This window comes from Streptomyces hiroshimensis (assembly GCF_014650335.1).
GTDB classification, from domain to species: Bacteria; Actinomycetota; Actinomycetes; order Streptomycetales; family Streptomycetaceae; genus Streptomyces; species Streptomyces hiroshimensis.
Genome location: NZ_BMUT01000007.1, coordinates 18,303 through 38,671, shown reverse-complemented (window position 1 = coordinate 38,671; position 20,369 = coordinate 18,303). Strand labels below are relative to the sequence as shown.

Sequence of the window (20,369 nt, the reverse complement as noted above, 5' to 3'; positions counted from 1 at the left end):
TTCTCGGACCCTCCCGGAGGCATCGACTGACCGATCGGTTAGATTGCTGACCGATCGGTCAGAGTCATGCGCGGAGTGACGCGCAGAGTCATGCGCGACGAGAGGCGGGAAGCATGGAAAGCACGACGTGCTGCGTGGTGGGCGGCGGACCTGCAGGCATGATGCTGGGGCTGCTGCTGGCCCGGGCCGGGGTCCGGGTGACCGTCCTGGAGAAGCACCGCGACTTCCTGCGCGACTTCCGCGGCGACACCGTCCACCCCTCCACCCTGCGGCTGCTCGACGAGCTCGGCCTCGGGGAGCGGTTCGCGGAGCTGCCCTTCCCCAAGCTGGAGGAGATGCGGATGGAGATCGCCGGCACCACCGTCGTTGCAGCCGACTTCCGCCGCATCCCCGGCCGCCACAAGTACATCGCCATGGTCCCGCAGTGGGACTTCCTCGACCTGCTGGCGAGCGCGGCCGCCGCCGAGCCCTCCTTCACCCTGCGCATGTGCGCCGAGGTCACGGGCCTGCGCAAGGAAGGAGGCCGCGTCACCGGCGTGCACTACACGGCCGAGGACGGCACGCCCGGCGAGATCGCGGCCGCCCTGACCGTCGGCTGCGACGGCCGCCGCTCCGTCGTCCGCAGGGAGGCCGGCCTCGTCCAGGACGAGTTCGACGTCCCCATGGACGTCTGGCAGGTCCGCGTGGACGCACCCCGCGGCGGCATCAAGGACGGCCGCGTCTTCGCCCGCTTCGGCGGCGGGCAGGCCGCGGTCACCATGGACCGGGGCGCCTACTTCCAGACCTCCTACCTCATCGCCAAGGGCCGCGACGCGCACCTGCGCAGCACCCACGACATCCAGTGGTTCCGCGACCGGCTCGGCGGCCTCTTCGGCTGGGACGCCGGCGTGACCGGCGCGATCCGCTCCTGGGACGACGTCAAGCTGCTCGACGTGAGCATGGGACGCCTGCCGCGCTGGTACGCGGGCGGCCTGCTCTGCATCGGCGACGCGGCCCACACCATGTCGCCCGTCGGCGGAGTCGGCGTCAACCTCGCGGTCCAGGACGCCGTGGCGGCCGCCCGCATCCTCGCCCGCCCGCTGCGTGAGGGCTCGGTCCGCCTCCACGACCTGGCACGGGTGCAGAAGCGGCGAAGGCTGCCGACGGCCGTGGTGCAGCAGTCACAGCTGGGCGAGCACCAGCTGATCCGCAGCGCCCTCGACGGCACCCTGAACGCCGCCACCCTGCCCCTGCCGATGCGCCTCCTGCGCCGGGCGGCACCCTTGCGCACGGTCACCGCCTACCTGGGCGGCGTGGGGATACGGCCCGAGCGCGCGCCGGACTTCGCCAGGGCGTAGGCGCACACCTTCCCCGGGGCGGAGGCACACGCGCGGCGGGCGCCCGGCCTACTCCGGGGCCCGGACCGCGTGGAGCGTGAACGTCACCAGCTCCTCGGCCGCCGCGCCGAGGTCGACGTCCGGGTGGGCGAGCCAGTGCGAGACCACCCCGTCGATCGCCCCGCCGATCGCGAGCGCCACCGCCTGCGTGTCGAAAGCCCGCAGCCGGCCCGTCGCCTGCCCGGCCGCCAGCAGCTCCGCCAGGGCCTGCCAGCGGCCGCCGGTGTCGTGCCGGCCCGGCGTCTTCAGCTGCGTGCCGCCCTCGTCGTCGAGGAGCATCTCGGTGATGACCCGCACATGGCGCCGGTTGGCCTGCTGGTAGCCGACCATCGCCCGGACGTAGGCGACGAGCGCGTCCAGCGGATCCGCCTCCCGCTCCACGCGCTCGGCGACGTACGCCGTGAAGTGCTCCAGCACCTGCGCGAGCGTCGCGCGCGTGAGGTTGTCCTTGGAGGAGAAGTGGTAGAGGACCGCGGCCTTGGAGATCCCGGCCCGCTCGGCGATCGCCGACAGCGACGTCGCCGGGTAGCCCCGGGTGGAGATCAGGTCGATGGTGCTCTCGATGATCTGCTGCCGGCGCGCCTGCTCCGTGAAGGTCGGCGCGCCGGGACCGGCACTGCGGCGAGGGGTCATCGCGACGCCACCTCCGCCTTTCTGGTTCTGCGGCCTTCACCGTCCTCCGGCCGACGGACACCAGACCGTACACCGCGGTCCCCGCGCCGGGACGAGCGGGGACCGGGCCCCGGCGGCCGGTCGGCCGAGCCGGCCCGACCGGTCAGTCCCACCAGTTGAACAGGACATCTCCCAGGCACGAGGGCTTCCAGTAGCGGATCTCGGTCAGCTCGGCCGGCGACAGGTCCGTGACGTCGACCTCCTCCAAGGGCGTCATCAGCTCCTTGACGCCCATCACCCGCAGTCCCGCCGTCTCGAAGGCCTGCGCCCACAGCGGCGGGTCCGCGAAGCCGGGCACCGGCTTGCCCTCGCTGACCGCGTCGGTGGTGAAGGCGACCACGGGCAGATGGGCGTGGCCCAGGGCGGTGAACGCACGGCCGTACCCGTCGGTGAGGGTCGCGTGGCGGAAGGTCTGCATCTCACTGGGGATCATCTCGCCGGCCCGCCCCCGGGCCTCCATGGCCGCGGTGAAACAGGCGGCCCGGAACAGCGCCGCCTCGGTCCGCGGCAGTGGGGCCTCGTGCGGCGCCCGGAATCCCGTAGCCCCCCGCGCCAGACGGATCAACGTGTCTTCCTTCCCCTGCCGGAGCCCGGCGGTCCGGAGCCGGACCGCCGTCAGATATGGATACGGAGCTCACCGGCAGTCACGTCCGTGTCATCCGTGACGTCCTGCTCCTGCCTACCCAGCACAACGCGCGAACCGCCGCTCCGTACGCCTCTCCCGCAGTGCGCGCGGGCGGCCGCGCCACGGCACGCACCCCCCGGCGCGCACGCGGCCAACGCACTTCCCTGCAGCGGCGCGAGCCCCTCGCGCCCCCTCAAGTAGCCTTGCGGAAAAGGGAGAAAAAGCTGGAAAAGAGGTGGGCGCGGTGGCCACGGACGACGGCAGCGGCGAACGGCTGCGGCAGGCACGGGAACACACGGCGCGGCTGACCCGGCTGCTGGACTTCGCCCGGGCGGGCGAGAGCGACGACGAGACGGCCGTGCGGCGCCTCGTCGCCTGGCTCGCCGACGGCCTCGGCGGACCCGTCACCCTGACCGGCCGGAACGGCGAACCCCTCGCCGGCACCGACGCCCGTACAGCCGTCGAGGAGCGCGCCGGCGAACTGCTCGGCCAGGTGGCCGGCGGCCGGCTCCATGCGGCAGCCGTGGACGACCGCCACGGACACCTGCGGCTCGTCGCCCTCGGGCGCCACGCTCCTCACCCCGTCCTCGCCGCCGCCCTGCCCCGGCCGTTCGACGAACAGGCCGCCTCCCTCCTCGCCCAGGCCGCCGGAGTCCTCGCCCTGCTGCTCCGCGCCCACGAGGCCGACGACCACCGCCGCAGCGCCGAGCACGCCATGGCGTGCCTGCGGCTCGCCGTATTCCAGCTCCTCATGGGCGGTGACGTCGCCCTCGCCCAGCGCACCGCCGCAGGCCTCGGTCCCGGCCTGCTCGACGCCGAGACGGCCCGCGTCTTCGTCCTCGAACTTCCCGGGCACCGGCGCGACCTCCTGCTCCGCGAGTGCGAGGAGGCCACCGGAGGACGCGTCCTGGCCGTGCGCTGCGCCGCGTACGACAGCCAGCTCATCGTCGTCGCCCCCACGACGCATGACGACGGTGCCCAGGACACGGGCCAGCGCGGCGTCGCGGCTGCGCTGCACCGCATCGTCGAAGCCCGGCCCGGCGTCTTCCTCGGCGCCAGTGACCTCCACCCCCTCGCACAGCTTGCCGACGCCTACGGCGAAGCCGCGCGCGCCCTGGCCGTGGCCCGCTTCCGGCCCGGCCGGGTGGCCGAACACCTGCCCCAGACCCGGCTGACCGCCCTCCTCGACCCGGCCGCGGCGGGCGCCTGGGCGGCCCGCGTCCTGCAGCCGCTGGACTCGCTGCCGCACCACGGGCGCGGCCCGCTGCTCGCCACGGTCGGCCTGGGGCTGGAGTTCACGGCGGTCAACGCGGCCGGGATCCTCGGCATCAGCCGCAACACCGTCCGTGCCCGGATGGACAGGACGGCCGCCCTGCTCGGCGCCGACCTCGCGGACGTACGCGCCCGTGCCGCACTCCACCTGGCGCTGCAGATGCCGCTCCCCGCCCCGGGCGCGGTGGTGCAGGACGGCGTGCCGCCGGCCGGCCTGGAACGCCTGCTGGCGACCGGTGCCGTGCGCGACTGGGCGCAGGAGCTCCTCGGGCGCCTCGCGGCCGCCGACCGCGACCTGCGCCGGACCTTGCGCGCGTGGATCGCCGAGAACACGGCGGTCGAGGGGGCTGCGGCCCGTCTGGGCGTCCACCCGCGCACCGTGCGTGACCACCTGCGCGGCGCCGAGGAGCTGCTGGGCCGCCGGCTCGTCCCGGGCGGCGGGGACCTCTACGAAGTGGTCCTCGCGTGCGCCGCCTTGGCGGAAGTGGACCTCGGCTCACGGCCCGGCTGCGTTCTGTGCGCCGCGTGAGGCGGCAAGCCGGGAGAGGTGAAGCTCCGCGCTGTGTAGCCGTGTACCCGTGACGGAAACCGTGCACCCGTGACAGAAAGCGGCGCACAACCGTGCATCCATGACGTGTCCGCGCCCGCCCGCCGGGACATAACGTGTTCTGACCGGCGCTGCACCGCGCCGGTTCACGGGGGAACGGTGCCGCCGGCCCGACGGCCCGGCGAGCCTGTCCACGCCCGCCTGATCCGCACGCGGGCGTGGACACGGGGGCCGGGCCCGGGCCGTGCCACCGCACGGCCTCCGGGCGCACGCACTGGGGGGTGCGCCCGCGCCCGGGGCCGGCGGCCCGTCCGGGAAAACCGTTGGCGTGCCCGCGAGCGGCCCCGCTAGCGTCACGCCGGTGACGACGACCAGCGGACAGACGGAGAGCGGGCGGACGGCCCGCGCGGAGGACTGGCGCGAGACCAACCGCGCGCTGTGGGACGAACGGGTGCCTCTTCACACGGACAGCGCCTTCTACGACCTGGCGGGGTTCAAGGCGGGCCGCAGCGACCTGCGCGGCTTCGAGCCGGACGAGGTCGGGGACGTCACCGGCAAGCGCCTGCTGCACCTGCAGTGCCACATCGGCACCGACACCCTGTCCTGGGCGCGCGCGGGCGCGGACGTGACCGGTCTGGACTTCTCCGGCCCGGCGGTGGAGGCGGCGCGCAAGCTGGCGACGGAAGTGGGCCAGGAGCGGGCCCGGTTCGTCGAGGCGGACGTGTACGACGCACCGGATGCGCTGCACGGCGAGACCTTCGACATCGTCTACACGGGCTTCGGGGCCCTGTGCTGGCTGCCCGACCTGGCGCGCTGGGCCCGTACGGCCGCCGCACTCGTCGCGCCGGGCGGCTTCCTGTACCTGGCGGAGTTCCACCCCGTGGCCATGTGCCTGGGCGAGGACGGCAGGGCCTTCGCCGAGGACTACTTCACCCGCGGACCGCTCACCTACGACGAGCCGGGCTCGTACGCCGACATGAGCGCTCCGACGCGGCACAACCGCTCGGTGGAGTGGCTGCACACGATGGGCGACGTGGTCAGCGCGGTCAGCGCCGCGGGGCTGCGGCTGGAGTTCCTGCACGAGCACGACTTCACGCTGTTCGAGTTCCTCGACGACATGGTCCGTGCGCAGGACACCAGCGGCAGCCGGGGAGGTGCGAGCACGGTCTACCGCCTCCCGGAGGGCCGCCCGCGCGTCCCGATGGTCTACTCGCTGCGCGCGTCCAAGGAGTAGGAGCACAGGAGAGGAAGACAAGAGCACCGGTACGCGCTGCAGGAGCGTGTACCGGTGCTTCTTGCCGCCTGTGCGGGACCTACTTGCGGCGGCCCGCCGTCGAGACGGTTCCCTCGCCGCCCGCCAGCTTCCACTCCTTGTGGAGCGAGCCCAGCGGAATGGGCTTCTGGAAGATCGGCGTGCCGAAGATCTTCAGCTGGAGCTGGAGGACTCCGGCCAGGTCCAGCCCGCCGTACGCGGCCCACTTGCCGGTGGCCGAAGCCGAGCCGTTGGCGGCTGCGGTCGCCCGCCCGTCCACCTCGGCCCGCAGGTACGGGGCGACGTCGGCCGTGACGCCGACCGCTCCGTAGAGGCCGACGGACGCCTCGGCGCCGAGCGTGGCCTTCACCTTGCCGGCCGCTTCCACCGACGCCTGCGGCGAAGTGGCCGTGATGTCGGAGGTGTTGACCGGAGACCAGCCCTTGCCCTTGGTGTACTCGCCACCGACGCGGAAGCCTCCCTTGAGGTCCTCCTTGACGTCGACGTTGACGTGGCCGTCGGCGTCCACCTGCAGGTAGCAGGTGAGGCCGAGGTTGACCACGACCGGCACCGCGCCGACCTGGATGACCGGCGAGGCGCTGAGCTTGGCGAACGGCAGCCGCAGCGGCTTGCCCTCCGTCGAGGCGGCGGCCTGGCCCTTGAGCTCCCACTGGGAGGACCAGTCGCCCGACAGGGAGACCGCGGCGCTGGCGGGCGCGCCGCCGAAGCCGGAACCGCCGCCGTCGTAGGCGAAGTTCACCTCCGGAGCCAGCTGGACGTAGCCCGAGGCCGACGCGGAGGCGGACGCGGGAGCGTCCTTGGCGGTGGCGATGGACGTACCGAGGTCGATCCGCAGGTTGCCCAGCGGCAGCTTCGCGCCCTTGGGCCCGAAGTGCACGTTCCCGGTCTTCGCCCACGAGACCTTGACGCCCTTGACGAGCGGCTCGACGCCGACCGTGGACGGGTCCACGGGCACCGATCCGCCGGCCTTGGCGTCACCCAGCAGGGCGCCCATCGTCGCCGGCGTGGTGTTGACCTCGGTGCCCTTCTCGGTCTTGCCGAGCACCTTGGTGACCTTGGCGAGGACACCTTCGGGGGCACCGGGGGCGGGGGCGCTGGCGATGATGTCGCCGACGGCCACCTGATTGTTCTTCTCGGGAGCGGCGCTGCTCCCGGCCCCTGCCGAGCCGGAGGGCGTGGGGGTGCGGCCGGGGGCCAGGCCCTTGGGGGGCTTGGCCGCGCTCGAGATGACGGCGCGTCCGCTGCTGCGGTCGAACGAGGCGACCTTCAGCGAGGACTTCTGCGCCGTCTTGCCGGAGCCGGACGGGCGGGCCACGGCGGTCGGGGCGCCCGCGCCCTCGGGCGCGGCCCGGACGGCGAGCTGGGGTTCCGCGGCAGGCGGGCGGGCCGCTGCAGCCTGCTCGGTGCCGGCGCCGGTGTCAGTGCCGGACGGCCCGGAGGCCGCGGAGCACCCGGTGGCGAGCAGGGAGGCAGCAGTGATGGCGGGTAAAGCTATGAATCGTGCGGGCTTGCGCAAATTCGATCCTCGGGAGCGTGAGGTGGGGGCAGACCGGAGGGGTACGCACTCCGGCCCGCATCACACGGCATGGACGGGTGAACCGGACGGCTACCCGCCGGTAACGGCATGATCATGCCATGGGTGCAGGGGCCCCCAGAAGTCTTAAACCACTGGCGGGCAGTGATCTGGATCACTGCCCGCCAGTGGGGTCGCCCGGCGTGGAAAGTTCAGTTTTTGACGGACCGCAGGACGACGAACTTCGGGTCGCTCGCCACGATCTCGCAGTTGCCGAAGAGGCGGCGCAGCTTCACGTGGTACCCGAGGTGGCGGTTGCCGATGACCCACAGTTCCCCGCCGGGGCGCAGCGCGGCACGCGACCCGGTGAACATGCGCCAGGCCGTCGCGTCGGTGGTCGACTGGTGGGAGTGGAAGGGCGGGTTGTTGAGCACCAGGTCCACGGACTCGGCGGGCATCCCCGACAGGCCGTCGCCCACCCGGAACTCGGCCGCCGCCCGGGCGCCCGCGTTCTCCCGGAAGGTGGCCTCCGCGGACGCCACCGCCTGGTACGACTCGTCGACGAAGACCACCTCGGACCGGGGATTGGCCAGCGCCGCCGCCGTTCCGACGATGCCGTTGCCGCAGCCGAGGTCCACGATGCGCTCGGCGCCGTGCCGCTGCGGCAGGTTGCGCAGGAAGAAGCGGGTGCCGATGTCGAGGCGCTCGGCGCAGAAGATGCCGGCGTGGTTGGTGACCGTCAGCCCGGAGGCCGGGCCGATGCCCAGCGGCAGCGAGTAGCGGTACGGCCAGGGACTCGCGGCCCGGGGGAGGGCCTCATCCGGCGAGCAGAAGATGAGCCGGGCCTTCTTCACGGCCAGCGAGGTGCGGGTGGGGCCGACGATCCGCTCGAACAGCTTCAGCGTCGAGGTGTGGATCTCGGTCACCTTGCCCGTGCCGACGACGACGGTCCCGGCGTGCAGCCGGGGGGCGAGCCGGTGCAGCTGGTCCTCCAGGAGCGCCAGGCTCTTGGGCACGTGGACCAGCAGGACGTCGATGCGCTCCGGCGGGGCGTCCTGCGTCGACAGGAGGGTGACGGCGCCGGGCGCGACGCCGTTGCGCTCGAGGTTGCGGCGGGTGGCCTGCTGGGCGAGGAACGAGTCGGTGATCTGCACGGGGCCGTGGCCGTGCCCGGCGAGGGCGGTGGTCAGCGCGCCCCACCGGTCGCCCAGCACGACCACCGTGCCGGACAGGTCCGTGGGGCCGTCGGCGGTCTCCGCGCTCCCCGCCAGGTGGCTGAGGAGATATTCATCGGCGGCGTCCCAGGCGCGGAGCTGGTCGCGGGGGTCCTCGGGGAAACGCGTCAGGCCCAGCTCGCCCCATGGCGTCATCAAACGGTTCATTGTGCCTTCAGGCTAGTCGAGACCCCTGGTGCAGGTGAGCACGGCCGCTCCGCAGGTGAACGTACGACCTGATCGCCGACCCGGCCGGCCGGACCCTCCCGCCCCCCGCGGGGCAGTGAACGCGGCCTGTCGCGATCTCTGGGTAAAGTGTCGCCGCCACACGAACATCGCAGGTGAAACGGGGTCAGGGCATGGGCATACTCAACCGGGTGAAGAGCCTGGGCGACCAGGTGGGGACAGCGGCCACCTCCTTCGGCAAGGACGTCGCCCACGCCGTGCAGCGCGGCGTCGACGCCGGCCGCGCCGGGACGAACGCCTCCGGCGACTGGGTCCTCTCCGTCCTGCGCTCACTGCCCGCCCCCGCCGCTCCCGCCCCCGAGGAGTGGGAGTTCTCCCTCGGCGCCCTGATCTGCCGCCACCCCAAGGTCCCCGCCGTCACCGCCAAGGCGCTGCGCTCGCTGGACGGCATCGGCGCGCTGCGCTTCGGGCCCGAGTCGGTCGGCTTCGACGGCGAGGACATCCCGTGGGGCAAGGTCGTCGGCCTCCAGCTGCACGACGCCTTCAGCGCCATGACGACGGAGGCGCTCGACGCCGAGATCGACCGGATCCGGGACCTCCTGCCGATGCTCCCCGGGCGGAAGTGGGTCGTCACCAAGGTGGTCGAGGGGCTCGCGTCCGTCATGCTCGCCGCGCTGGAGCAGGCGGGCGAGCAGCGGCTGGAGACCGTGAACGTCGCCTGTGAGATCACCTACCGCGGCGCGCTGGGAATGAAGAAGACCCTGCGGGCCAACATGTTCAGCACGGCCCTGCTGGCCCAGCAGCCCGAGGTCATGCACAGCCTGGTGGTCACGGCTCAGGCCAAGGGCGTCCCCGTGCTCCCCGCGGAGCCCCCGCTGCACGGCACCAAGACCGGCGAGCGCGTCCTCGCGCTGCGGGCCCGGACGGACGCGGTGGCCGCCCAGCTGCGCGCCGAGCAGGCGGCGGAGCGGGCGGCCCTCGACCCCGCACCCTGACGCGCAGCGGTCAGGCCGGCGATCCGGGTGGCCGTCAGGCCACCCGGGGCAGCATCCACTCGGGTGACTCGATCCCCCAGAACTGGTTCAAGTCCAGGCAGCAGGCCTGTGACTCGGCCCCGACGCCGGCCCAGGCCGCCTGCAGGTCGAAGCCGCCGTTCCATGCGTTGAGCAGCGACTCGAAGAACCCCGTGGCCACGGCGGTGCCGTCCGCCTCGCTCCCGGTCCGCAGGACGTCTTCGAGAACGCCCAGGAACCGGTGCTGCTGTTCTGCTGTCAGCTCATGGGCATGCGAGGCGAACTCCCGGCCGAGGGCGGCCAGCCGGAGAGTCACCGGCGGGACGTCGTCCTCGTGACTGTCCTCGCGACCGTCTTCGGCGCCGCCGCGCCAGTACGCGACCTCGGCGCGGTCGGCCGCGGCCAGGGCGTCGCTGACGCTCATGAGCTCGTCCCACCATGCGGGAGTGGACATCAATGCTCCTCCACCGGTCGCTGCTCGAAGAGGGAATTCAGCGTCTCGGTCAACGCCCTGGCTTCCTCGTCGGTAAGCGACCCCTCGGGGAGCAGCTCGTGGGGCTCGTCGGGGTCGCGGCCGATGCGGAGATGCACCACGTACGCACCGCAGGCCGTCCCGCCCTTGGACAGGGCTTCGTCGCCGGCCCACACGATGGCGTCCCGGTCCTCGACGTCGACGTCGAGCTTTCCGGCGTCCAGGCCCAGGCGGGCGAGCAGCGGCGCGGCGGCCGTGCGCAGCACCCCCTCGACGTCGTCGCTCTGCGGTGCGGGGAGCTTCAGGAGGAATTCGACGGTGAAGCCCTCGCCGGGCTCGTCCGGGCCGGCGGCCCGGGCCTCCACGGCCAGGGGCCGGAGCTCGTCCTGCAGGGGGCGGCACGTCCGTACGGCCGCCTCCGCGGAGTCCGCTGCCGGAAGGCGGAACGATGCGCGGGCGACGACATCGGCTGGCTGGAACTGCATGGGTGCGATCTGTGGCTTTCAGGGTGATGGCCGGATGTGCTCCGTTGTCGTGGTGATTGTTGCTCACGAAGCGTGTGACGGCCGAATTGTTTTCGCCGAAGAGGCCGACCGCTGCCCGGCGGCCGGCCCGCCGGGTCAGAGGGCGGCCGTGGCCTCCGCCGCCTCCGTCTCCGCCTCGCGCCGGAGCAGCTTCTTGTCCGGCTTGCCCGCGTCCGTCAGCGGCAGGGCGTCGATGAAGGAGATGTGAGCCGGCTCGTACATGGCGCCGCGCTCGCGGTACACCATCTCGCGCAGCTCCTTCTCGTCGAGCTCGCTGCCGGGGGCGGCCACCACCGCCGCGTACACCTGCTCCATGCGGTTGGCGTCCGGGACGCCGAAGACGGCGCTCTGCAGGACCTGCGGGTGGGTGTTGAGCAGGTCCTCCAGCTCGGTGGTGTAGACGTGGCCGCCGACCACCACGATCATGTCCTTCAGCCGGTCGACGATCGTCAGGTAGCCCTCGTCGTCCAGGAATCCGATGTCGCCGGTGTGCAGCCAGCCGTCGCGCAGGACCTCGGCGGTCAGCTCGGGCTGCTTCCAGTACCCCTGCATGATGTGCTCCGAGCGCACGCAGACCTCGCCGTGCTCACCGGCCGGAAGGTCGCGGCCGGACTCGTCGCGTATCGCTATCTCGACGCCCTTCATGGCCTTGCCCGCGGTCCGCAGCCGCTCCGGGTTCTCCGGGTCGTGGTCCTCGGGGCCGAGGACGCTGATGCCGCCCGCCTCGTTCTGCCCGTAGAACTGCGTCAGTACGGAGCCGAAGCGCCGGACGGCGGAGGCGAGCCGGGCGGGGGAGGACTGGCAGCCGCCGTAGGTGATGTTGCGGAGGCTGGAGGTGTCGGTGTGCACCACCTCCGGCTGGTCCATGAGCTGGTACAGCAGGGGCGGCAGCAGGAACATGTGGGTGATGCGCTCGCGCTCGATCGCCGCCAGGACCTCCGCGGGGTCGAAGTCGTCGAGCAGGACGACCGTGCCGCCGCTGGTGCGCAGGGTGACGTCGGCCAGCAGGCCGGCGGCGTGGGCGAGCGTCGTGCAGACCAGCTGCCGCATCCCGTCCTCGTCCTCGTCCTTGCCCTCCGGCTCCAGGATCTCGTCGACGTCGTCCTGGAAGCCCGTGAGCTTCTCGAAGGCGGTGCAGATGGCCTTGGGGTGGCCCGTGGTGCCGCCGGTGTGGCGGATCATGCAGATGTCCCCGGGGCGGGCGAGACCGCCGAGAGGCTCGGCGGACTGGCCGGCCGCCAGCTCCAGCAGGTCCGTGCCCACCTCGGCCGGGCCCAGCGCGAGGACGGTCCGCACCTCCGTCAGGCCGGCCAGTTCGGCGGCGCGTGACGCGTAGGCGGGGTCGGCTATCAGCGCGCGCGTCTCGACGTCGCGCATGATGTTGGCCTGAACGTCGGCCGCCAGCTTGTTGTAGAGGTGGTTGACCGAGCAGCCGATCAGGTTGGCGGCGTAGCGGGCGGCGATCGTCTCGGGCAGGTTTCCGCTGAGCAGCGTGACGGTGTCCCCGCGCTCGACGCCCTGGGCGAGCAGCGCGCGTGCCATCCGGTGGACGAGGTCGCGGAGTTCGCCGGCGGTGACGCGGCGGTCGTGGTGAACGACGGCCGTCCTGGTGGGTTCGGCTCCCAGGATGTCGAGGTTCCGCTCCACATATGTGCGGAACTGCTGCGCCGTGGCGGTCATGGGTGATTCCTCCTGATGCGGCAATGCGATTGCCAGCAGTTGACTTAGGCAACCACTTGGATGGTAGTGCCAGCGATCAACAGCTCCAAGTCGGGAAGCGGCGTAGCCGCGGTTCACCGGACCGAAACGTCGATATTCGGTCAACTGGACGGAGGAGGGCCGCCGGCCGTCAATGGGCCGGAGTGCCCACGCGCAGCCGGTTTCCGTCGGGGTCCTGCAACTCGATCTCGCGCGCCCAAGGGGCGGAAACGGGAGGGACGCCGAACTCGGCGGCGACGGCGTCGATATCGCGGACCCGCAGATAAATCAGTGTGCCGGGCCGGGCGTCCCCTTGGTGCTCGGACAGGAACAGCCGCACCGGCCCGCGCGCCACCTCGACGAATGCCGGGAGACCCGGCTCGAAGCGGTGTTCCCACTGCTCGGTGAAACCGAGCCGGGTGTACCACGCGACCGCTGCGCTCGCGTCTTCGACATAAAGCACCGGGATGACCTCTTCGTCCACGGCTCCATCATTCCAGACCGGTGCGGATCGCCGAATGCGCCGGACTACCTCGCGTAGGGGACGTTGGCCTCGCCGGCCACCTCGTCGAAGGCCGCCAAGGCGTCCGCCGGCATTTCCTGATGCCACCGCAGATCGAGCACCACGGCGGGCGGATGCCGGGAATAGTGCTCGCGCTTGCTCGCGTCGAGAGGAAAGTCCGCCGGCGCCGCGCCGTTCGCGCGGGAGCCGCGTGAACGGGCGAGGAGGGAATGGGTGCCGCGGTTGCCGCCGAGCGGGTGCTGCTCGCTGTTCCACGGATCCAGCATCGCGGGCTCGAAGGCGAGACCGAGCGAGGCGGTCAGCCGCTGCAGCGTGCTTTCGGTCCTCGTGGCCAGGTCCTCGTAATGGAGGCGGGACACGGGGCCCGGCCAGCGGGCGGCGAGCCGTTCCGAGGCGCGGATCTGTTCCGCCCACATCCCGGCGTGCTCGCGCGCCGGGATGTGGGGGTACTTGCGCAGCTGCGCATTCACGACAGCCCGTCCGTCCCGGCCCAGGAGGAACAGATGGGCCGGGACGACATCCCGCACCGCGGCCGCCTGCATCTCGATCCAGGCGACCGCCTTGGCCGAGTCGACGACGACAGGGCGACCGGAGCGCACGGACAGGGTTTCGTAGAGGTCCGGTGAACCCGGCAGCCCCAGGCCGTCACTGCCCGGGCGCAGGCCGGCCCACACGGAGCAGCCGGCGCCGCAATAGGTGCACTGGACCCTCTGCCCGTCGTCCTTCACGGCGCCCAGACGCGTGCTGTTCCAGGCTTCTCCCGCGTAGAAGACCGATGGGTGCGTGCCGAGCAGCAGTCCGAGGAGCGTCGTGCCGGAGTGCCCTGCGCCGGCGATGAACACCACCGCTTGGTTGCTCCGTCCGTCAGGGTTCATCGCAGCCCTCCGCGTCGGCCCCGGACCAGCCCGGCCAGTCACTCACCCATGATGCCCCGGCCCTGCCGGGCCCGTGCCGGGAACCGGCGGAACCGGCTTTTCGGCGGGCGGGTCCGTGGGCGGCCCGGCCGGCGGGGCCGCCGGCGGCGCGGCGGGAGCGGATCCTTGGGCCGTTCCGGCCGTCGGCGCCGTGGCGGGTGCGGGGACCGGAGCGGGCACGGGCGCGGGGGCAGGGGCGGCGGGGGACTCCGCGCCGCCGCCCGGCGCAGCGCTCGGCGGGTCGGCGGGGAGCACGGACGGCAGGAGGGGGACTTCCGGCTGCCCGGGCTCCAGGGACGGCGGCGCCAGGTGCGAGGGCGTGGCGCGGGCGAGTTCGAGCGCGTACTCGGCCCACCAGCGGCCCGCGGGCGGGGCGCCGCGGCAGGCGCCGTCGGACTCCCCGGGCCGTTTGATCCACAGGAAGGCGTCGATGCGCGGGTTTCCCGTGGCGGTGGTGGGCGGTGTGCCGAGGGCCCGCCCGGGCGGGTTGCACCAGGACTCGGGCTCGTGTTCCTCCTCTCCCTCCTCCGGTTCCGCCTCTTCCACGTCCTCGGGTTCCCGTGTGCCCACGGCCCTCCTGGCCCCGGCGGCCTGCGGCACGGGCTGCTGCTCCTTCCCGGCCTCCTTGCCGTCCTCCTTCTCCTTCTCCTTTTCTTTCTCCTTCTTGTGCTCGTCCTTCTTCTTTTTCCCGTCCTCCGGCGGTACGGGGAGCGGGCCGTTGCCGTTGCGGCTCGTGTCGATGACGTAATGGGCGCCGCCGAGAAGGGCGGAGAGACGGTCGCCGTAAGCGCGGGTGACGGCCGTCGTGTGGAAGTTGGAGACGTTCAGCGCGAACCCGTCGGCCTCCGCGATCCCCGCCTCGGTGAGAGCGGTCACCATCATGTTGTGGTCCCGGATCCAGCCGGGGTTGCCGGCGTCGATGTAGACGGAGACACCGGGCTTGGACTTGAAAATCCGCACGGCCTGGGCGATGAGCGCCAGACGCTGCTTGGCGGCCGCTTGGGGGACGCAGCCCGACGCCCACTGGGCGAGCGCGTCCGGCTCGAGGACGATCCAGGCCCGGCGCGCCCCGATACCGGCCGCTGCGCGCGCGGCCCAGGCGCGGTAGTGGGCGGCGTCGGGCGCACCGCCCGAGGAGTACTGACCGCAGTCGCGCTGCGGGATGTTGTAGGCGACCAGCACGGGAATGACTCCGCTGCGCTCCGACTGCCGGGTGACGCTCTCGGCCTGCGCCTTCGGGTCGTCACCGGTCAGCCAGACCGCCATGGGCTCCTTCGCGATGCGCTGCAGGACGACGGCGTCGTCCTCGCGCCCCTGCTCCTGCCAGACCCGCACCTGACGGGCCGCCGGCCCCCGCGGCTCGACCCAGAACGGGGACGTGGCATCGAGGTTGTCGTCGTCCTCCGTCAGCGCCTCGCAGGCCGTCCCGGCCAGCGACAGCGCACCTGCGCACACCAGGACGACCGCACCGCAGCGCCATGCTCCCTTTCTTGGCCTTCTCGGCTTTCTCGTATTTCTCGGCGTTCCCGTCATGGACATCCGGGCCCTGCGGGGCCGGGCCGTGTGTCGCCGGGACGTGTATGACATCGATCCCCCAATATTTCATATCGGCCGATCTGTCCATTCCAGACAGAGTGACAGGTGTCGACCCGTCAGACACGTCGGATTACGCCGAACGGGGTCTGAAAAAGGGGAAATCGGAGGAGAGGCGCAATGGTGCGCATCGGATACACGATGATGACCGAGCAGGCAGGCCCCCGTGAGCTCGTCGCGCATGTGGTGGGCGCGGAGGAAGCGGGATTCGATTTCTCCGTCACCTCCGACCACTATTTCCCCTGGCTCGCGGCCCAGGGGCACTCACCCAACGCCTGGGCCGTCCTGGGCGCCGCGGCGCAGGCGACGTCCCGGATTCCGCTCATGACGTTCGTGACCTGTCCCACCACGCGCTACCACCCCGTGGTCGTCGCCCAGCAGGCGGCCACGGTGCAGCTGCTCTCGCAGGGGCGGTTCCGCCTCGGGCTGGGGTCGGGCGAGAACCTCAACGAGCATGTCGTCGGGCGCGGCTGGCCCGGCGTCAGCGTCCGGCACGAGATGCTCGAAGAGGCGGTTTTCATCATCCGGGCGCTCCTGGACGGGGAGCTCGTCACCCACCACGGCACCCACTACGACGTCGAGCACGCCAAGCTGTGGGACGTGCCCGAGCCCGCCCCGCCCATCGGCATCGCCGTCTCGGGGGAGCACTCCTGCCGCCTGGCCGGCCATCTGGCCGACGTGGTCATCGCGACCGAGCCCCGGAGGGAGTTGCTGGAGGCGTTCGACCATCACGGGGGCGCCGGCAAGCCCCGTATCGGACAGCTGCCCGTCTGCTACGACACCGACCACGGCGCGGCGGTCGAGCGGGCCCACGAGCAGTTCCGCTGGTTCGGGCTCGGCTGGCCGGTCAACTCCGAGCTGCCGCACGACGGGGCCTTCGCCTCCGCCTCGGCCTCCGTCACCAGGGACGAGGTCGCGAAGGCGATCCCCTGCGGATCGAACGTGGACCGCTTCGTCGAGGCGGTGCGGGCCTACACCGAGGCGGGGTTCACCGAGGTCGCCCTCGTCCAGATCGGCGGCGACCACCAGGCCCCGTACCTGGACTGGGCCAAGAGGGAGCTGCTCCCCGCCTTGCGCACGCTCTGAGCAGGGGACACCGGCGAGGCGCCCCGCGCGGCCCTCACAGCCGCAGGACGTCGGCCAGCTTGTAGTCCGCCGGCTCCTCCAGCTGGGCGTACGTGCACTGGTGCGGCTCGCGGTCGGGGCGCCAGCGGCGGAACTGCGTGGTGTGACGGAAGCGGTCGCCCTGGAGGTGGTCGTAGGCGACCTCGCAGACCCGCTCGGGGCGCAGCGGCACCCAGGACAGGTCCTTGGTGCCGGTCCACCGGCTGGGCCCGCCGGGCATCCGGCTCGCGGCCTGCGCCTCCTCGGTGGCCCACTCCTGCCACGGGTGTCCCTCCGCCGTGGGCATCCGCAAGGGGTCGAGCTCGGTCATCAGCTCCTGGCGGCGGCGCATGGGGAAGGAGGCGCAGACCCCCACGTGCTGCAGCCGGCCGGCCGGGTCGTAGAGGCCGAGCAGCAGGGAGCCGACGACGGGCCCGCTCTTGTGGTGGCGCAGCCCGGCGACGACGCAGTCGGCGGTCCGCTCGTGCTTGATCTTGGCCATGGCCCGCTCACCGGGCCGGTACGGGGACGCGGGCGGCTTCGCGACGACCCCGTCGAGGCCGGCCCCCTCGAACTGCTCGAACCACGCGTGCGCCGTTTCCAGGTCGTAGGTGGCCGGCGCGATGTGGACCGGGGCCCGGACGCCCTGCAGCGCCGAGGTCAGCGCGTCCCGCCGGTCCCGCTGCGGGGTCGTCAGCAGGGACTCCTCCCCGAGGGCGAGCAGGTCGAAGGCGATGAAGCTCGCCGGGGTGACCTCGGCCAGATGGCGGACGCGGGAGTCGGCGGGGTGGATGCGTTCGAGCAGGGCGTCGAAGTCGAGGCGCCCGCCGCGGGTGATGACGATCTCCCCGTCGAGCACGCAGCGGGGCGGGAGCTGCTCGCGGAAGACGTCGACGAGCTCGGGGAAGTAGCGGGTCAGAGGCTTGCTGGAGCGGCTGCCCAGCTCGATGTCGTCGCCGTCGCGGAAGACGATGGCCCGGAAGCCGTCCCACTTCGCCTCGTACAGCATGCCGGGCGGGATCTTCGCCACGGACTTGGCGAGCATCGGCTGCAGCGGGGGCATCACGGGGAGATCCATGACCGCGATTGTGCGGGCCCCGGGCCCCGGCCGCCTCTTCGCGTGCCTCGCGCTCTTCGCACCGCCGCCCGCAGGCGCCGTGCGGCGCGGGCCTCTAGCGTGAGGGGTATGGCAGAGGAGGCGCTGGAGCTCACCGTCGGGGAGCGCACGGTACGGCTGTCGCACCCGGACAAGGTCTACTTCCCCGAGCGCGGATTCACCAAGTACGACCTGGCCCGCTACTACCTCGCCGTGGCCGACGGCATCGTCCGGGCGCTCAAGGACCGCCCGACCACGATGGAGCGCTATCCCGACGGGGTCGAGGGGGAGTCCTTCTTCCAGAAGAGGGCGCCGAAGAACCTGCCCGCGTGGATCCCGACCGGGCGGATCGCCTTTCCCAGCGGCCGCTACGCCGACGAGATCTGCCCCAACGAGGCGGCGGCCGTGCTGTGGGCCGCGAACCTGGGCTGCCTGACCTTCCATCCCTGGCCCGTGCGCCGGACGGACACCGAGCACCCCGACGAACTGCGCATCGACCTCGACCCCCAGCCGGGCACCGGCTATGCGGAGGCCGTCCGGGCCGCCCTCGGGCTGCGGGAGGTGCTCGACGGCCTGGGCCTGATCGGCTGGCCCAAGACGTCCGGAGGGCGCGGGTTGCACGTGTTCGTGCCCATCGCGCCGCGGTGGACGTTCGTTCAGGTGCGCAGGGCCGCCATCGCCGTCGCCCGCGAGCTGGAGCGGCGCTCGCCGAAGGAGATCACCACGGCGTGGTGGAAGGAGGAGCGCGGGGCCAAGGTCTTCGTCGACTACAACCAGACCGCCCGTGACCGCACCATCGCCAGCGCCTACTCGGTGCGGCCCCGCCCGCACGCCCCCGTCTCCGCTCCGCTGACGTGGGACGAGGTGGCCGGCGACGCGGTGCCCGAGGACTTCGACCTGGCGACCATGCCGGCCCGCTTCGAGGCCGTGGGCGACCTGCACGCGGGCATGGAGGACCGGCCGTGCGGGCTGGAGGCCGCCCTGGAGCTGGCCGACCGGGACGAGCGCGAGCACGGCCTGGGGGACCTGCCCTATCCGCCGGAGCACCCGAAGATGAAGGGCGAGCCGAAGCGCGTGCAACCCAGCCGGGCCCGCAAGGAGCCGCCTCCGTCCGGCTGAGCCCCTGACACCCCTTCCGCATCCCTTCCACACCCCTGCTGACCCCTGTGGTCCCTGACGTTCCGTCATGGAGCGGAGCGGACCGGCAGTGGTACGAAGGGGTGAGAGTGAATTGCCCTGGTTTATCAAAGATTGCGGCGTGGTACGTCGGCATTGCTTCATCCACCCCGTTACACAGGGAGCCCCCATGCCCAGGACCATCGCAGCCCGCAGCAAGAAGATCTCGACGGACGCCATCGCTGCGGCCGCCTTGGCCGGCTCGCTGCTGGTCGCCGGCTCGGCCCAGGCGGCCTCGGGCCCCGGCGTCCCGCCGGTCCCGCAACGCCCCGCCGGTACGATCACCAGCCCCACGGGCGTCAACGAGCGCATGTACCCCAGCACGGACTCGTCGGTGCGCGGAACCTTCGCCCGCGGCGCCAAAATCACCCTGCGCTGCAAGGTCCACGCCCAGACGGTCGGCGGCAACGACGTCTGGTACCTGCTGCGCAACCGCCCCACCTGGGTCTCGGCGGCCTACGTCGGCAACGTCAGCGCCGTCCCGCTGTGCAAGGAGGTCAACCGCGGCACCCTGGACGACGCCCCCGCCACCCGGGCCGCGATGGGCTGAGCCGCCGTCACCGGCTGCCGCCCGCCTTCACGGTCCGTCCGCCCGCCTCACCACTCCCCTATAGGACGCATATAGGGGAGTGGTACCGCGCACCGCGCCGGTTACTCCGGGTGGCTGACGGCGACGGATTGTGCTGTCGTCGCGGGAGGCGGGCGGAATAATGGGTGATGTCGTTGTTTCCCGGCCGAATGCTGTCGTGATGCTGTGTAAGGACTGTCTGAATCCGGTTATCGAGGGCCCCGAGGGCGGCTACGTCTGCGGCCAGTGCTTCCATGTCGTGGAGCCCAACGGCTACGCGGAGCGACGGGCCGAGGGGGTGCGGCGCGCCGCGGAGGAGCGCCGCACCCGGACGGAGGAGCGCCGCGCCCGTGCCGAGGCCCGCAACCGCACCTGGCCCTGACCCCGGCGGGCCGGGTCTCCGCCGGGCCGGAGCCTTCCGCAGGGCCGATCCTCAGCGGGTCCCGGGCGCTGGGCTCCCGGCCGGCGCCGCCGCCGGCGGCTGTTCGCTGCCGCAGTAGCGGCACTTGAGCGCCGCCGCGGGGAGGTCCTCCGACAGGCAGGCCGGGCAGGTCTTGAGCGGGCCCGGATCCGCGAAGACCACGACCCCGCGCCGCGCCTGCACGTGCTTGTACGGGACGACGATGAAGAAGTACACCACGGCCATGAAGACGAGAAAGTAGACGGCCGCGGAGAGGAACGAGCCGAGGTCCAGGTACGTGTTCTTGTTGCCCGCCCGGCCGAGCTGCCAGCCCAGCCCCATCGAATGCCCTCCCTGGGCCCGGGCGATGACCGGGTTGACGATGAAGTCGGTGAACGCCTTGATGAGCGTGCTGAGGGCCAGTGCGATGATCAGGCCTACGGCGATGGCGACGATGTCGCCGCGCATGACGAAGTTCTTGAATCCTTTGAGCATGACCGTCCTCCGGACGCGACCGGCTCCCGTGCACGACCGGCTCCCGGAGTCGGAACCGGCTTGCGGAATCCGGACAGCACGCTACATTCCGTCAAGCCGCCCTCAGCGGTACGGC

General features: G+C 72.3%; 20 protein-coding genes. 8 read left to right on the top strand and 12 right to left on the bottom strand.

Annotated elements, in window-relative coordinates; translation table 11 throughout:
* The first annotated feature begins 113 nt into the window (after positions 1-113).
* Positions 114-1,337, top strand: coding sequence for an FAD-dependent oxidoreductase (locus tag IE241_RS17170; RefSeq protein WP_190022642.1), 1,224 nt, complete (start codon positions 114-116; stop codon positions 1,335-1,337).
* Positions 1,338-1,385: 48 nt separating this feature from the next.
* Here the strand turns inward: IE241_RS17170 and IE241_RS17165 are convergent, their stop codons facing one another.
* Positions 1,386-2,009, bottom strand: coding sequence for a TetR/AcrR family transcriptional regulator (locus tag IE241_RS17165; protein ID WP_190022641.1), 624 nt, complete (start codon positions 2,007-2,009; stop codon positions 1,386-1,388).
* 142 nt (positions 2,010-2,151) lie between these two features.
* Positions 2,152-2,613 carry a hypothetical protein gene (locus IE241_RS17160; RefSeq protein WP_190022640.1) on the bottom strand — a complete coding sequence of 154 codons (462 nt, stop codon included), beginning with the start codon at positions 2,611-2,613 and terminating at the stop codon, positions 2,152-2,154.
* A gap of 304 nt (positions 2,614-2,917) precedes the next feature.
* Between IE241_RS17160 and IE241_RS17155 the strand changes: the two genes are divergently transcribed.
* Both IE241_RS17155 and IE241_RS17150 read left to right on the top strand, forming a co-directional pair.
* Complete coding sequence (locus IE241_RS17155) at positions 2,918-4,474, top strand: helix-turn-helix domain-containing protein (protein WP_229899396.1); 1,557 nt, start codon at positions 2,918-2,920, stop codon at positions 4,472-4,474.
* Positions 4,475-4,853: 379 nt separating this feature from the next.
* On the top strand, positions 4,854-5,726 hold the full coding sequence (locus tag IE241_RS17150; RefSeq protein WP_190022638.1) for a class I SAM-dependent methyltransferase: 873 nt from the start codon (positions 4,854-4,856) through the stop codon (positions 5,724-5,726).
* Positions 5,727-5,805: 79 nt separating this feature from the next.
* Here the strand turns inward: IE241_RS17150 and IE241_RS17145 are convergent, their stop codons facing one another.
* Both IE241_RS17145 and IE241_RS17140 read right to left on the bottom strand, forming a co-directional pair.
* Positions 5,806-7,281, bottom strand: a complete 1,476-nt coding sequence (locus IE241_RS17145; protein WP_190022637.1) for a hypothetical protein — start codon at positions 7,279-7,281, stop codon at positions 5,806-5,808.
* Positions 7,282-7,490: 209 nt separating this feature from the next.
* The gene (locus IE241_RS17140) at positions 7,491-8,651 is read right to left on the bottom strand and encodes a methyltransferase (protein ID WP_373300703.1); all 1,161 of its coding nucleotides are present in this window, start codon (positions 8,649-8,651) and stop codon (positions 7,491-7,493) included.
* A 200-nt stretch (positions 8,652-8,851) separates the two neighbouring features.
* Here IE241_RS17140 and IE241_RS17135 point away from each other — a divergent pair, with 200 nt between their 5' ends.
* Positions 8,852-9,673 carry a hypothetical protein gene (locus IE241_RS17135; protein WP_190022635.1) on the top strand — a complete coding sequence of 274 codons (822 nt, stop codon included), beginning with the start codon at positions 8,852-8,854 and terminating at the stop codon, positions 9,671-9,673.
* 34 nt (positions 9,674-9,707) lie between these two features.
* Here the strand turns inward: IE241_RS17135 and IE241_RS17130 are convergent, their stop codons facing one another.
* From IE241_RS17130 to IE241_RS17105, 6 genes are all read right to left on the bottom strand, one after another.
* Entirely contained in the window at positions 9,708-10,145 is a 438-nt protein-coding gene (locus tag IE241_RS17130; RefSeq protein ID WP_190022634.1) for a DUF7674 family protein, read from the bottom strand.
* Complete coding sequence (locus tag IE241_RS17125) at positions 10,145-10,648, bottom strand: hypothetical protein (protein ID WP_190022633.1); 504 nt, start codon at positions 10,646-10,648, stop codon at positions 10,145-10,147. The genes IE241_RS17130 and IE241_RS17125 overlap by 1 nt, the downstream gene beginning before the upstream one ends.
* A 135-nt stretch (positions 10,649-10,783) precedes the next feature.
* Positions 10,784-12,367 carry an AMP-binding protein gene (locus IE241_RS17120; protein ID WP_190022632.1) on the bottom strand — a complete coding sequence of 528 codons (1,584 nt, stop codon included), beginning with the start codon at positions 12,365-12,367 and terminating at the stop codon, positions 10,784-10,786.
* A gap of 169 nt (positions 12,368-12,536) precedes the next feature.
* Positions 12,537-12,869, bottom strand: a complete 333-nt coding sequence (locus IE241_RS17115) for a glyoxalase superfamily protein (protein WP_190022631.1) — start codon at positions 12,867-12,869, stop codon at positions 12,537-12,539.
* 44 nt (positions 12,870-12,913) lie between these two features.
* Positions 12,914-13,783, bottom strand: a complete 870-nt coding sequence (locus tag IE241_RS17110) for a hypothetical protein (RefSeq protein ID WP_190022630.1) — start codon at positions 13,781-13,783, stop codon at positions 12,914-12,916.
* Positions 13,784-13,825: 42 nt separating this feature from the next.
* Positions 13,826-15,277: a glycoside hydrolase family 6 protein gene (locus IE241_RS17105; protein WP_190022629.1), complete on the bottom strand. Its 1,452-nt coding sequence runs from the start codon at positions 15,275-15,277 to the stop codon at positions 13,826-13,828.
* Between the two features lie 258 nt (positions 15,278-15,535).
* Between IE241_RS17105 and IE241_RS17100 the strand changes: the two genes are divergently transcribed.
* Positions 15,536-16,501: a TIGR03557 family F420-dependent LLM class oxidoreductase gene (locus tag IE241_RS17100; RefSeq protein ID WP_190022628.1), complete on the top strand. Its 966-nt coding sequence runs from the start codon at positions 15,536-15,538 to the stop codon at positions 16,499-16,501.
* Positions 16,502-16,535: 34 nt separating this feature from the next.
* Here IE241_RS17100 and IE241_RS17095 read toward each other — a convergent pair whose 3' ends face one another.
* The gene (locus tag IE241_RS17095) at positions 16,536-17,597 is read right to left on the bottom strand and encodes an ATP-dependent DNA ligase (RefSeq protein WP_190022627.1); all 1,062 of its coding nucleotides are present in this window, start codon (positions 17,595-17,597) and stop codon (positions 16,536-16,538) included.
* Positions 17,598-17,705: 108 nt separating this feature from the next.
* Here IE241_RS17095 and ligD point away from each other — a divergent pair, with 108 nt between their 5' ends.
* The 3 genes from ligD to IE241_RS17080 all read left to right on the top strand — a co-directional run bounded on the left by ligD (position 17,706) and on the right by IE241_RS17080 (position 19,741).
* Positions 17,706-18,734, top strand: coding sequence for a non-homologous end-joining DNA ligase (gene ligD / locus IE241_RS17090; protein WP_190022626.1), 1,029 nt, complete (start codon positions 17,706-17,708; stop codon positions 18,732-18,734).
* A 187-nt stretch (positions 18,735-18,921) separates the two neighbouring features.
* Positions 18,922-19,341, top strand: a complete 420-nt coding sequence (locus IE241_RS17085; protein WP_190022625.1) for an SH3 domain-containing protein — start codon at positions 18,922-18,924, stop codon at positions 19,339-19,341.
* A 199-nt stretch (positions 19,342-19,540) separates the two neighbouring features.
* Positions 19,541-19,741, top strand: a complete 201-nt coding sequence (locus IE241_RS17080; RefSeq protein WP_190022624.1) for a hypothetical protein — start codon at positions 19,541-19,543, stop codon at positions 19,739-19,741.
* A 51-nt stretch (positions 19,742-19,792) separates the two neighbouring features.
* On the opposite strand, the gene IE241_RS17075 is transcribed toward IE241_RS17080, so the two are convergent.
* Entirely contained in the window at positions 19,793-20,254 is a 462-nt protein-coding gene (locus IE241_RS17075) for a large conductance mechanosensitive channel protein MscL (protein WP_190022623.1), read from the bottom strand.
* Positions 20,255-20,369: the final 115 nt, after the last annotated feature.